The organism is Ktedonobacter robiniae, assembly GCF_016587375.1.
In the GTDB taxonomy this organism is placed as follows: Bacteria; Chloroflexota; Ktedonobacteria; order Ktedonobacterales; family Ktedonobacteraceae; genus Ktedonobacter; species Ktedonobacter robiniae.
This window is the reverse complement of record NZ_BNJG01000003.1, coordinates 397,355-409,779: the sequence shown is the minus strand read 5'-3', so window position 1 is coordinate 409,779 and position 12,425 is coordinate 397,355. Positions and strand designations below refer to the sequence as shown.

General features: G+C 52.4%; 15 protein-coding genes. 9 read left to right on the top strand and 6 right to left on the bottom strand.

Going from position 1 to position 12,425, the window contains the following annotated elements; all coding sequences use genetic code 11:
• Nucleotides 1–22: 22 nt before the first annotated feature.
• The gene (locus JMJ04_RS34350) at nucleotides 23–436 is read right to left on the bottom strand and encodes a PPOX class F420-dependent oxidoreductase (protein ID WP_201374886.1); all 414 of its coding nucleotides are present in this window, start codon (nucleotides 434–436) and stop codon (nucleotides 23–25) included.
• A gap of 204 nt (nucleotides 437–640) precedes the next feature.
• On the opposite strand from JMJ04_RS34350, the gene JMJ04_RS34345 reads away from it, so the two are divergent.
• Complete coding sequence (locus JMJ04_RS34345) at nucleotides 641–1,150, top strand: MaoC family dehydratase (RefSeq protein WP_201374885.1); 510 nt, start codon at nucleotides 641–643, stop codon at nucleotides 1,148–1,150.
• On the opposite strand, the gene JMJ04_RS34340 is transcribed toward JMJ04_RS34345, so the two are convergent.
• Nucleotides 1,147–1,710: a GNAT family N-acetyltransferase gene (locus JMJ04_RS34340; protein WP_201374884.1), complete on the bottom strand. Its 564-nt coding sequence runs from the start codon at nucleotides 1,708–1,710 to the stop codon at nucleotides 1,147–1,149. The two genes, JMJ04_RS34345 and JMJ04_RS34340, sit on opposite strands and share 4 nt — an antisense overlap.
• 146 nt (nucleotides 1,711–1,856) lie before the next feature.
• Between JMJ04_RS34340 and JMJ04_RS49515 the strand changes: the two genes are divergently transcribed.
• Together JMJ04_RS49515 and JMJ04_RS34330 are read left to right on the top strand one after the other, a co-directional pair.
• A complete protein-coding gene (locus tag JMJ04_RS49515) occupies nucleotides 1,857–2,324 on the top strand; it encodes a helix-turn-helix domain-containing protein (RefSeq protein ID WP_201371899.1) in 468 nt (155 codons plus the stop codon).
• Nucleotides 2,228–2,980, top strand: coding sequence for an IS630 family transposase (locus JMJ04_RS34330; protein ID WP_236038973.1), 753 nt, complete (start codon nucleotides 2,228–2,230; stop codon nucleotides 2,978–2,980). The genes JMJ04_RS49515 and JMJ04_RS34330 overlap by 97 nt, the downstream gene beginning before the upstream one ends.
• A 46-nt stretch (nucleotides 2,981–3,026) precedes the next feature.
• On the opposite strand, the gene JMJ04_RS34325 is transcribed toward JMJ04_RS34330, so the two are convergent.
• Nucleotides 3,027–3,896, bottom strand: a complete 870-nt coding sequence (locus JMJ04_RS34325; protein ID WP_201374883.1) for a GNAT family N-acetyltransferase — start codon at nucleotides 3,894–3,896, stop codon at nucleotides 3,027–3,029.
• Between the two features lie 539 nt (nucleotides 3,897–4,435).
• Between JMJ04_RS34325 and JMJ04_RS34320 the strand changes: the two genes are divergently transcribed.
• Nucleotides 4,436–4,645: a hypothetical protein gene (locus JMJ04_RS34320; protein ID WP_201374882.1), complete on the top strand. Its 210-nt coding sequence runs from the start codon at nucleotides 4,436–4,438 to the stop codon at nucleotides 4,643–4,645.
• An 8-nt stretch (nucleotides 4,646–4,653) separates the two neighbouring features.
• Here the strand turns inward: JMJ04_RS34320 and JMJ04_RS34315 are convergent, their stop codons facing one another.
• A complete protein-coding gene (locus JMJ04_RS34315; protein ID WP_201374881.1) occupies nucleotides 4,654–5,772 on the bottom strand; it encodes an AI-2E family transporter in 1,119 nt (372 codons plus the stop codon).
• A gap of 239 nt (nucleotides 5,773–6,011) precedes the next feature.
• Here JMJ04_RS34315 and JMJ04_RS34310 point away from each other — a divergent pair, with 239 nt between their 5' ends.
• From JMJ04_RS34310 to JMJ04_RS34295, 4 genes are all read left to right on the top strand, one after another.
• Nucleotides 6,012–6,530 (top strand): DUF1269 domain-containing protein, encoded by a 519-nt coding sequence (locus tag JMJ04_RS34310; protein ID WP_201374880.1) that lies wholly within the window; start codon nucleotides 6,012–6,014, stop codon nucleotides 6,528–6,530.
• A 111-nt stretch (nucleotides 6,531–6,641) separates the two neighbouring features.
• Nucleotides 6,642–7,697 (top strand): NAD(P)/FAD-dependent oxidoreductase, encoded by a 1,056-nt coding sequence (locus JMJ04_RS34305; RefSeq protein ID WP_201374879.1) that lies wholly within the window; start codon nucleotides 6,642–6,644, stop codon nucleotides 7,695–7,697.
• 46 nt (nucleotides 7,698–7,743) lie between these two features.
• Nucleotides 7,744–8,901, top strand: a complete 1,158-nt coding sequence (locus JMJ04_RS34300; RefSeq protein WP_201374878.1) for a glycosyltransferase family 2 protein — start codon at nucleotides 7,744–7,746, stop codon at nucleotides 8,899–8,901.
• The gene (locus JMJ04_RS34295) at nucleotides 8,898–9,740 is read left to right on the top strand and encodes a lysophospholipid acyltransferase family protein (RefSeq protein WP_201374877.1); all 843 of its coding nucleotides are present in this window, start codon (nucleotides 8,898–8,900) and stop codon (nucleotides 9,738–9,740) included. The genes JMJ04_RS34300 and JMJ04_RS34295 overlap by 4 nt, the downstream gene beginning before the upstream one ends.
• Before the next feature lie 25 nt (nucleotides 9,741–9,765).
• On the opposite strand, the gene JMJ04_RS34290 is transcribed toward JMJ04_RS34295, so the two are convergent.
• On the bottom strand, nucleotides 9,766–10,635 hold the full coding sequence (locus tag JMJ04_RS34290) for a helix-turn-helix transcriptional regulator (RefSeq protein ID WP_201374876.1): 870 nt from the start codon (nucleotides 10,633–10,635) through the stop codon (nucleotides 9,766–9,768).
• A 150-nt stretch (nucleotides 10,636–10,785) separates the two neighbouring features.
• Between JMJ04_RS34290 and JMJ04_RS34285 the strand changes: the two genes are divergently transcribed.
• Nucleotides 10,786–11,514 carry an SDR family oxidoreductase gene (locus tag JMJ04_RS34285; RefSeq protein WP_201374875.1) on the top strand — a complete coding sequence of 243 codons (729 nt, stop codon included), beginning with the start codon at nucleotides 10,786–10,788 and terminating at the stop codon, nucleotides 11,512–11,514.
• Nucleotides 11,515–11,625: 111 nt separating this feature from the next.
• Here the strand turns inward: JMJ04_RS34285 and JMJ04_RS34280 are convergent, their stop codons facing one another.
• Nucleotides 11,626–12,354 carry a bacteriorhodopsin gene (locus JMJ04_RS34280; RefSeq protein WP_201374874.1) on the bottom strand — a complete coding sequence of 243 codons (729 nt, stop codon included), beginning with the start codon at nucleotides 12,352–12,354 and terminating at the stop codon, nucleotides 11,626–11,628.
• Nucleotides 12,355–12,425: the final 71 nt, after the last annotated feature.

Genomic DNA, 12,425 nt, shown 5'->3' with positions numbered 1-12,425 from the left:
TATGATATTAGTTGGCTGCTAATTATTTTTTGTCTTCTTGAAACGGGAAGGCAAAAACACGTTCCGGTTCGACAACGACCGCGACCCGCTGCTCTCCTGGTAGCATATTAGGGGTTGCATCCTGACCGGTATATTTTTGTGATAGCACATTGGCGATGTGATAGTTGTGATCGTCATCGATGCTTACCACATTACCACGAATCTCAAGAGAGCGGTAGGGGTTGGCTGGGTCAGCGATTGCGATCGCCACTCGCGGTTCGCGTAGGAGATTACGGTGTTTCTGGCGAATTTTGTTCATGCTGAAAAAGAGATGTGTTCCATCCCAGCCGAACAAGACTGGGCTTGCCTGTGGTTCCCCCTTTGGCCCGATTGTCGCCATATATGCCACTGCTGTTGATTGTAGAATATCGAGATGGGATTCTGGAATATTTGTCATAGTAGAATAGATGCCTTTCTTCATTCACAATTTCTTTGCTTGTCAGGAGTATACTTAATCTACTACAATGAGTGCAAATCATATTTATCATGATTTTATGAAGGATACTCATATAAGGTTTTTGCAACTCCAAAGCTTTGTGGTATTTCGTCGCAGCAGAAAAATATTAACAGGCCAAATATTTTGTGAAAGGCAGGATTACTCATGGCAACAAAAGAAGGCTGGCGTGGTCGCTTTTTTGAGGACTTTGAGATAGGCGATATCTACCAGCATCCACTTGGAAGAACCGTGACCACGACAGACAACATGTGGTTCTCCCTGCTGACTCAGAACACGGCTCCCATTCACTTTGATCACCACTACGCGGCACAGACAACATTTGGCAAGCCGCTTGTGGATTCGACTTTTACCCTGGCACTTGTGACAGGCCAGAGCGTGACGGATATCTCACAGAACGTCTTTGCCAACCTGGGCTGGGATGAAGTTCGCCTGCCACGTCCTGTATTTGAGGGCGATACCATCTACTCACAATCAGAGGTGCTGGAGAAGCGTGAATCGCGCTCACGTCCGGATGTTGGGATTATCGCCGTAAAGACCACGGGCTATAACCAGGATGGTAAGCTTGTAATTACCTTTAAGCGCACCCTGATGGTCTACAAACGTGGGCGGGCGCCAGAGATACCGCGTCTGGCGCCCGAAAGTGGAGATGTTTAGCGCTCCTCTCTCCAATCGCTTGCTAGCATGCCATAAATAGCCATATCAACGAAGTGGTCACCTAGTCGCTGGGCCTGACGAATTGTGCCTTCGTGGAGAAATCCCAGGCGTTCCGCAACTGCGCGACTGCGCTTATTAGCAGTCGCGCAGTGAATCTCGACCTTGTTTAAGCCATACTCATGGAAGGCATAGGCGATAAGAGCACGGCTGGCCCTGGTCACAAGCCCCTTGCCCTGCATAGAGGTATCGATCCAGTACCCAATCTCGACCTTGCTATCCTCTCTATCAAGATCATTGAGTCCCAGCGCACCTACAAGCTGATCCTGATACCAGAGACCGAACTGAGCGCCTTTGCCATCAGCAAACTGGCGCAATTTGTATTGGAGAAAGCTCTGCGTCTGCTCAAGAGAATTTTCATATGCTGCCCAGGGCATCCAGACTGCCAGAGCCTCTCTGTTGCGGTTGGTCAGGTCATTATAGATCTGCGCATGATGAAGCTCAAGCAGGCGAAGTTGGATATCGTTATCTACAGCTATGTGTAGTGTGGGCTGAGAAGACATTAGACAGAATCCTTTCAATTAGCAAACTTGAACTTGATCATAGGAGGATAATTTTCTATAGTCAAAAGAACTTAGGGGTAGCTAGAAGTAAATCCATTTAGCAATTGACAAGGGTGAGATACTCATGAAAAACCCAGGAGCTTGCCATGAAACATCCCATCCCTGTCACGTTGACTGAGACAGATCGTGCCTCGCTGCAAACGTTCATCCATGCAGGCAAAGCCAATGCCAGAACGTTTACCCGAGCCCACGCCTTGCTCAAAGCGGCCGATGGCTGGACCGATCAGCAGATTTGCGAGACCTTCCAGATCAGCCGCAATACCTCCATTCGAGTTCGGCAATTGTATCTGCAAGGCGGACTCGAAGCGGTCTTGCAGGACAAGCGGCAGCAGCGCCGTCGTCAGGCTCTCACAGGAAGCCAAGCGGCTCATCTGATTGCCATTGCATGCAGTCCCACTCCTGATGGGCATGACCATTGGACGTTGCGATTGTTGGCTGGCAAGGTTGTCGAGCTGGGATTTGCCGAATCCATCTCGCCAGAAACCATTCGCCAGCTCCTGAAAAAAACGAACTTAAACCTTGGCAACACGAGCACTGGTGCATCCCAACAGTAGGAGCCGAGTTTGTCGCGACGATGGAAGATGTCCTCGACCTCTATGAGGAAGAGGACGATCCACACTCTCCCACTGTCTGCTTCGATGAGAAGTTGGTGGCTCCAGAGGCCGATGTGCGACCTTCTGTGCCAGCCAAACCAGGGCAAGTGGAACGCATCGATTATGAATACGAACGCTTGGGCACAGCCAACCTGTTTTTCTTTGTGGAGCCGCTTGCAGGCTGGCGTCACGTTGAGATGACCCAACAGAGGACCAAACGGGATTATGCTCATTGCATCCGCTGGCTCGTTGATGAGGCCTATCCGCACGCTGAGTACATTCGTCTGGTGCAGGATAATCTCAACACACATACCGCTGCGGCTCTCTATGAGACGTTTGAGCCCGCTGAGGCCAGACGCCTCTTGCAACGGATCGAATTCCATTACACGCCCAAACATGCTAGCTGGCTTAACATGGCTGAAATTGAGATTGGGATTTTTACCCGTGGCTGTCTTTCGCGTCGGGTGCAAAGTCTGTCTGAGCTACGTCAACGCATTGCGACTTTGGAGTCCGAGCGAAATGCTCAGCGTTGTACCATTTCCTGGCGCTTTACCTGCAACGATGCTCGTGACAAGCTTCATGATCTCTATCCTGTTATCAATAACAAACTGGACTGACTACTAGAAACTAAACACATAAGACATGAAAAATTGTTGATTAAAATCATAGCTGCAGTTGATAGTAATGATCAACGCGTGTTTGTTGGAAGCCGCAGGACTGATAGAGGCTAAGGGCATGGCTATTCTCTGTTTCCACATCGAGGCCGATACGTTGCCAGCCTTCAGCCAGTAGCATCTCGACCGTCATAGTAAGAACCTGGCGCCCCAGGCCCTTTCTCTGGAACAATGGAAGGATACCAAAGGCAGTAATATCTACCTGTCCATCTCCCACTGCGACCGTGCTGATACAGCCTACCGCCTCACCGGAGTCTAGAGTAACTAGAAAGAAACGGCGCGCGGGTTTAAGAATGGCTTTTGCCACCCATGGAGCAACCTCTTCTTCAGCATCGCCAAAGGCCTGAATGGCAATTCCACTTACCTGTGCGGCTTGAGCAGGGGTCGCCTGGCGCAGAGTAAGGCCATCACGCCACACCGCTGGTCGCTTAATGTCAGTAGTAGCCAGTTCCATATGGTACTCTGAAAGGGTATAGGTTCCTCCAGCAGCATGAATAAAGGCCTTGCCAGCCTCCCATCCACCCACGCCAATAATGGTCAATTCTTCTTTGGCCTGCTCTCGACAGTAGTTTTTGATCGCGTCTAACAGGCGCTGCCCTACACCCTGGCGACGATATGCAGGATGGATCGCGCCAATAACCTCAATGGTCCACTCTCCAAAGAGAAAAGCAACTCCAATAAGCTGCCCTCCTCTGTAGTAGAGAAAGCCATTGCCAGGTTCATGCGTCAGGTTATCTACATTGACTGCCAAAGGCAGGCCATCATGCTGAGCACAGAGATCCAGCAAAGCCTTAACGTCGGCATGATCTGCTAGAGTGACCTCAGCTTTAATTACATCTTGTGCTTGGTGCTGTGCCATAAAAGTATGTTTCCTCTTCTCAAAAGTTGATGTTCTTAGTTTCGGGCATGTAGCGATCCGGAGAAATGCCAGGAAGAAGGTTTGTGTAGAGAGGATGTGCTGAATAAGGCTAAAGCTGCATAGCTAAAAATAGCTGAATGCCTTTTACAGAAGTGCTTCCGCGAGGAACAAAGATGATGAGACATGCCGGGTTATCAGATGTGGATAAACGAATATTGGGAATGTCTGTTAGATGGGTATTACTTAGGCTCTTGTCGCGGAAAGGTCGCACAACCTCGTATAATAGAATGTGTTTTTCATGAATTGTGCCCCTTTCTTTTACCTAGAAACGCCTTGAATTTATCCATAATAGCATATTGCCGGGTTTTTTACAACAAAATTGCAGCAGATTTTGGCTTGTAAGCTTGCCTTAAAGGATAGCTTGCCAGACCCAATACCGATCAGGTACGATAAGGTTGTGCTTGGAGACACCAGGCGTGATCAGTTTAGGCGAGAAGCCGCTCTGAACAAGATAATACCAAGGAAGAGAGCAAGCGAGCATGAAAAATAGCAGTGTTGATAGCAAATCCTCAAGAGAGGCATATATTCAGGATCAGCAAAGATATAGTGTGGGCGAACTGCTGGCGCTTACAGTTCCCCTGGTATCAGTGGTCGCATCAGTAGCCTGGGCTACGGCAACATACTTCATCGTGCGTGAAGTACAGCGAGCGCACATAGAGATTGCACGTATAGAGGCCGAGAGAAAGTAGCCTCCCATTTAAGTCTTCTCTGGGGTTTTAGGAGAAAATTCTTCGGGATGGGTGTCGCGCCAGTTTGTCCAATAGGCCTGGACCAGGGCCTGGCAGAGACCAGCTACGGGTGCCGCCAGAACCGCGCCGATAATTCCGAAGAGGCTGCTACCTATGAGCAAGGCAAAGATAGAGACGATAGGGTGCAGGCCGATAGCATGCCCCAGGATACGAGGAGCCAGGATTTGTCCCTCCAGAACACCATTGATAATCGTCACAAAAATCGCCATGATCAGTGCCGTATGCCAGCCGTTCGCGAGGGCAAAAAGTACACCAATCGTACCCGAAATATAGGCCCCAATAATAGGTACAAACTCAAAGACAAAGACGATGATTGACAGCAGGATGATAAAGGGGACACCAATAAACGAGGCCCCAACCGCAGTAATCAGCGTAATAATGACGGCCAATATAATCTGCCCCCGGACATAACCTCCAAACGAGCGTTCAAGCGTATCGATAAAGAAGTTTATCTTTGCTTTGAAGCGCTGCGGCGTGTTTTGCCTGAACCAGCGTACGGCCCGTGATCCATCGATTAAGAAGTACAGACAGAATGAGGTTAAGATAATGGCGTTGATGATGATCGCGAACAGGTTGCTGATAAAGGGAAGAATATTAAAGACTGCGCCCTGTAGATAGCCCGCGACCTGCTGGAGCGCGCTCACTAATTGCTGTGGAGAGGAGCCGATCTGGGTCAGAAAGTGAAAGATGGGCTGGAGCTGCTTCTGAAAGGTGGGATGCTGCACAAAGGTCTGTAACGAAGTTATAAGGGAGGCGAGCTGCTGGATGGCTGCGAGTATCACAAAATACAGGAGAGAAACCAGGAGTAGCAGCAGCGCCAGAAAGACCACGGCAATCGCCAGGGGCTGGGGCAGCACACGCTCCAGGATTTTCACCAGGGGATGAATGATATAGGCGATAAGCCCCGCAAGCGTGAGCAAGATGATGGGACCCGCGATAAGGCCAATAAAGCGCGCAAGAATACCAACTATAACCAGCCAGGTTAAGAGCGTCACTGAAATGAAGAATCGTTTGCGCCAGAGATCGATAGTTGTTGCCTCGCCCTCTGAAGAAACACGCATAGGCATTGCGGAATCGCTCCTTACTGAGGAAAGTTCCAGCCTTTATGACAAACGTTTACGTTGGGATACTTCTATTGTACTGCCTTACCAAACACGCTCCCTACCTGTGTTGAAGAGATCACTCCAAAGGGGCAGGAGAAATACTCCTAATATGTGATGGCATATGGGGAGATGCTCATTATAGTGGAGAAGGTAGAGGGAATATCCTCTACCTTAAAAAGCGACACACAAGGAGATAACGTGCTATGCAAGCCCCAGCAGGAGGTTCCAAGGAAAATCTTTTCGTGCTCAAGTTTATTGATGAAGCAACGGCCCAACGTATGCTCGATGTCATAACCCAGCTACAGACCCAGAAGTTAATTAAATGTGATGACGCTGCTCTGGTCACGCGCAGAGCCGATGGGCGTCCCAAGATCCGCCAGGCGCACAACCTGGTGGGCGCTGGAGCGATGGGAGGCGCCTTCTGGGGACTGCTGGTTGGCATGCTCTTTCTTAATCCATTGGCTGGTATGGCGATAGGAGCCGGTGCGGGTGCCCTCTCCGGAAAAATGACCGATATCGGCATTGACGATAATTTTATTAAGCAGGTCGCCAACGCGATTCAGCCTGGAGAGGCCGCACTCTTCCTGCTTACTCGCGAGGCGGTCATGGACAAGATCATACCTCAGATTAAAGATATCCAGTTCCAGGTCATCCAGACCTCACTTTCAAGCCAGGACGAGGCCCAACTGCGCGAAATGCTCGGCTCAGCCCGCGCTCAGTAAAGAGTCAGGTGCAACAAGAAGCGCGAGGCTACTGACCTCGCGCTTCTTGTTGCACCTGACCGTGCGGTACAATAGAGCTGCATGTACATATTTCGTCGAAGGGAGCAGGTTATGACATCGATTGCCATTCTGGGGGCGGGATGTAGCGGGCTGGCGGCAGCCCATGTCTTGCAAGATGCGGGTTGGCAGGTGACGCTCTTTGAGAAGAGCCGGGACGTGGGTGGGCGTGTTGCGACACTCAGCCGCGAGGGCTTTATCTACGATCATGGCGCACAGTATATCAAGCCGGGAGCACCTGCCTCGATCTCCTGGATTACGGGGCGCTTTCGTACCCCTGATCTTATCGATATCGAGAAACCAGTCTGGGTCTTCAACGGCCAGGGAGAGATCCAGGAGGGCGACGCCGCGCAAAACGCTGAGGAGAAGTGGACCTATCGCAGCGGCCTGACCACGTTGCCCAAACAGATGGCCAGGGGACTCGACATTCATCTGGAGACACGTATCGATCATGTCCGACAGACTCCTCAAGGCTGGTGGCTTGTACCTGAACACGGAGCAGCGCAAGGCCCTTTCTCCAGGCTTCTCATAACGTTTCCCCTTCCCCAGGCCCGAGAATTACTCCAGAGAAGCCAATTAGAGCCTGGCTTACAGGAGGCCATAGTGGCCCAACTGGGTGGAGCAACCTATCGGCCATTGCTCTCCATTATGCTTGGGTATCGCCCTACGCCACAGCGGCGTCCATATTATGCCCTGGTCAATATCGACAAGGCCCACCCCATCTCCTGGCTGGCCTGGGAACACGAGAAAGCGCCAGAGCGCGTTCCCTCGGGTGCAGGACTCCTTATTGCCCAGATGGCCCCTGATTATAGCCGTGTGCAATGGGAGAGAGAAGACTCGGAGCTTGTGCGAGAGGGCGCAGACATGGTGGCGCAACTGGTGCAGGAAGAGGAACTGGCAACCCCCATCTTTAGCAATGTCCAGCGCTGGCGCTATGCTCTGCCTGACCAGAAGGCCGATAGCGAGCAGTTGCACACGCTTACCCTGCCATCCGGACTGGCTTTCTGCGGTGATGGCTTCGTCGGTGGTCGCGTCCATCGCGCGCTCGAACACGGAATACAGATGGCCTCGCTACTGGCGTACGCGCCTACTCCGCCAGATCAACAGTAGCCGCGTACGCCAGTAGCGGCGTCATGAGAAATAGAGGAAACCAACGTTGGGCAAAGGATATCCCCTTCAACTGATAACGTGTGTGCAACTATTTTTTGCGGCTCGTGTGGCATGGCGTCTAGCAAAGGGAGGCGGCAGGAAACGTCTCCAGGCGCGGGAGACAGTGCAGGCAGCCGGAGAACAGATAGCCGTTATTGTGCCTGTCCTGAATGAATATACACGCCTGGCACCTTGCCTGGAAGGGCTAATGGCGCAGGGAAGCGCGGTCTGCGAGATCCTGGTTGTCGATGGAGGTTCGACTGATGGCACACAACAACTTGTGACTGCCTATGCCCAGCGCGACACGCGTATCCGCCTTATGGATGCCAGTCCCATTCCAGAGGATTGGAACGGCAAGGTCTGGGGGCTGCAAACAGGCTGGAAAGCTGTCGCTCCTACAGCCAACTGGATATTAATCATAGATGCGGATGTCCGCACAAAGCCGCTACTTACCTCAACGTTACTGGAGCATGCCAGGTCAGCCCAGCTTGATGGGCTGAGCTTGGCGACACAACAGGAATTGGGAAGCATTGGCGAAGGCTTTGTACATCCCGCTTTGCTGACAACGCTGGTCTATCGTTTTGGCGTCCCCGGGAGAGAATTTCAACGCATACAAGACGTTCAGGCTAACGGCCAGTGCTTTCTCTTCAGACGCACAGCGCTGGCCTGCTATGATGGATTTGCCAGCACTTGTTTCTCGGTCAGTGAAGATGTTACTATGGCGCGGATGCTGGTACGCGATGGATATCGCGTTGGTTTCTATGAAGCAGATGACCTCGTATCAGTAAGGATGTATGAGAACTGGCGTGAGGCCTGGCAGAATTGGACGCGCTCGCTCCCCCTGCACGATCATTTCTCAGGAATGCAGACAGCTCTTGGCTGGTTGGAAATTCTCCTGGTGCAGGCTCTACCTCTCCCGCTTTTGCTTTTCCTCCTCCTCTTCCTCCGCACGCGCGATTGGCATATACTAACGGTAAATGGAGTCCTGTTAGCGATGCGCCTGGGAGTCCTGGTGGGAACGGTGCGTGCCTATCCCAGGCGCCCATGGTCATACTGGTTTTCGCCGTTGTGTGACCTGCCGGTAGCCATGCAACTGGGCAGGATGGCTTTGAGGCGTAAGCATACCTGGCGTGGTCGTACCGTCATACGCAGAGGTTCTCTATGAGTTCATTGTGGCACTCTATAACAGTCGCTCCCGCGTTAGGAGTTGTACTTGGCCTGGCTCCTGTTATGCTTGTGCGTCAACGTTCTGAGAAAGGGAAACAGAGCGGGCACGCCCCTGACCGACCCCCATTTGTTGTGCGTGTCATTCGGGTTATCTCGCAGTGTGTGCTTCAGATTGGCTGCTGGTTTATCACCACTGCAGGAACCAGGATAACGGTGGAGGGGCTTGAGAACCTTCCAGAGAAGGGGCCACTCCTGATCGCAGCCAGGCACTACCATCACCTGTATGATGGCTGCATCCTCTTGCGCTGCATCCCCAGGCGTATGCATATTTTTGTGGCGCTGGATTGGATACGCACGCGCTGGCAACGCTCGCTCATGGAGTGGGCATGTACTACCCTCGTCTGGCCAACGGTCTTACGTACTGAACGACTCTTCTTAACCACAGATGGTCAGGAAGGAGAGCGTATTTTCCGAATTGACGAGGTGAAGAAATATCTGAGAAACGCGGTCAAGGACGCGATGCTACTCCTGCGTCAGGGGGAGGGACTGGTAATCTTCCCTGAGGCCTACCCAAATGTCGATCCCGATCCTAATCCTAAAGATTGTGGCGCCGCTTTTCTCCCCTTCCGGGCGGGCTTTGTGCGCCTGGTGGCACTGGCAGAGCGGGACAAGCAGACGCGGGTTGCCATTGTCCCTACAGGCTTTTGCTATACGCCTGGCAAGCGGCGCTGGCAGGTGACACTGCGGCTGGGTACGCCGCTCTACCGGCAGGACTATGAAGATGCCACTGCCCTTGCAAGCGTGATTGAGGAGCGTGTACAGGAGCTTTCCCACTAAAAAGAGGACCAGTCTTGCTACTGGTTTAGGGGGGCACCGTTTCCACGGGACCGTATCCTTGCATCAGTAGCTGACGGATTTTCTCCCCTGTCTCCCCTTCTTTGATGGGTGTATACACAACCACCTTCAAATCTGGCTCATCGTACATCTGAAACATGAGATGCTCAAAGGCCAGGCTACCCGCCTGGGGGTGTTTGAGCACCTTTTGACCTTCTGGCCCACGTAGCACCTCGTGATCGGACCACCACGCGCGAAATTCGGGGCTAATGGTTTGCAAATCGGCAATTAACTCCGTCATCCATGGATCGCCGGGAAAACGTCCATAGCTCGTCCGAAATTGTGCTAGAATACGGCGCGCGTGCTTGTCCCAATCTATTATTCGTTGGCGATGAGAGGCAGAGGCAAAGGTGAGCCAGAGAACGTTGCGCTCGCGTGGCGTCATATGAGGAAAATCATACAACACGACGCGCGCGGCATCATTCCAGGCAACAATATCCCAGCGTGGTCCGATAGCGAAGGCTGGGCTGAGGTCAAGATGATCAAGAAAATGCTGCAAGGTCGCGCTGACCGTCTCGCGCAGTGAATTTCCTTCTGGAGGTGGTTGCTGATGAGCCAGGAAGAAGAGATGCTCGCGCTCGTTAGCATCCAGTTGGAGGGCTTGAACCAGACTTTCGAGCACCTGAATTGAAACGCTGATTGGGCGTCCCTGTTCCAGCCAGGTATACCAATCCACGCTTACGCCCGCCAGTTGCGCCACTTCTGCGCGTCTCAATCCGGGCGTCCTCCGCCTCTCCCCACGTGGCAAGCCAACCGATTCAGGAGCAATCCGTCCCCTTCTGGTGCGCAAAAAATCTCCGAGTTCCTGTACGCGTAATTGCTCCTGCTGGCTTGCCATGACTGCTCCCTTTAGCTATTGATGTTCCATAGGAGCCCCACTCCTATGATAAACGCTCGTCTGGTTCAAGAATACTTTTCATTATACACTTTCGCTGGGTTGAGGACGAGGTTTTACCGGCCCAGGACGATATCTCAAGGAGACAACAATATGGATATTAGCGGGAATACAATCATTGTGGTGGGGGGAAGTTCTGGCATGGGATTTGGCGTCGCTCAGGCTGCCCTGGCGAAAGGGGCTAAAGTAGTCATTGTGGGACGTTCTTCGGAGCGACTGGCCCAGGCTACTGAGAACCTGGCGGGCGGAGAGCGTGTAAAGTCGATCTCGGCCGATGTCACGCGTGAAGACGAGGTGCGCCACCTGTTTGAGACTGCCGGGAGATTCGATCATCTTTTTGTCTCGGCTGCCTCTCATCTCGCTTACCAGCCAATTCGCGACTTTGACCTGGAGGCTGCGCGCAAGACTATCGATGCGAAGCTTATCGCGGCGCTACTGCTCTCGAAATATGCCTCGCGGCAGATCAATGGGCACGGCTCGATTACCTTTACGGCTGGAATCGCTGCTGAGCGCCCAATGGCAACAGCCGCACTTGTGGCAGCAGTCAATGGTGGTCTCTTCTCGTTTACCTATGCCCTGGCCATTGGCCTGGCACCAGTACGTGTCAACACCATCTCCCCCGGTTGGATCGATACACCGATCTGGGAGACATCGGCCCTGGCAGCCAACAAATTAGCCAATTTTGAGCAGATGGCGCAGCGTCTGCCAGCAGGCCGTATTGGCCGCCCCTCGGACATAGGTCATGCAGCCATCTTCCTGATGGAGAACGAGTTTACAACTGCGACTGTTTTGCCTGTAGACGGCGGTCATCGTTTGGTGTGAAGTTTCTTCGCATATCTTTGGGCACCGCAGGCACTACGCGCCATAGAAAAGAGAGAGGGCAAAGTCCTCTCTCTTTTCTATGGCGCGTAGTGCCTGCGCACAATATGTTTGTTACCACTGCGCGGCTACGCTGTTGATAGGAGCAGTCTCGCGCTCTGCTTCGAGGAGGACGCCAGGTTTGCTCAGAAGTACGAAGCCGAAGGCACCCTTGGCCAGGACGTCGAGAATCGCGTAGAGAATGACCTCAGGCAAGAGAGAGATGATGCCGAAGCCCTCGGTACCCAGGATCCAGACGATGGGGTAACAGACCCAGAGCGCGATGAGCATAATCGCCAGTGTACTATAGTGGCGCTGCACTGGCCCGCTGCGTACATTTGCTTCTGGAGTAAGTTTGACTATAATAAAGTAGAGTACGGCCAGGAAGCCCGCACAACTTACAGCAAAGAACGCCCAGCGGAAGTTGCTGCGAATAAGCGAGGCACCCAGTCCTGAAACAATCATATATACATCGGCAGCAATCATGGTGCCGATGACAGCAAAGCGACTGGGGAAATTACGTGGTAAGGCAATCAAGGCCAGGTTCATGAGTAGGAGCGGCGTCGTAATGACCCAGTCAATGTAGCGGCCAAAGAGGATGACCTTCCCATTCAGCCCGATGCCACCATAACCGCTGGCCATAGTCATATATAGGGTGGCTGCTATCAACGTAATCAGGGCGGTAAGGTAGTAAAAGTGTTTGATTTCGATACGCGCGCGAAATGAGCGGTAGGTAAAGACGAGTGTACAAAGGATCATGATGAGCGATGTGACCCATAAGACGGTCACTGTAGCAGAATCCATAGATCTTCTCCTTTGCGCATAGACGCGTTACGTATCGTACAACGATGTATTTATGAAGCGCATAGACGCGA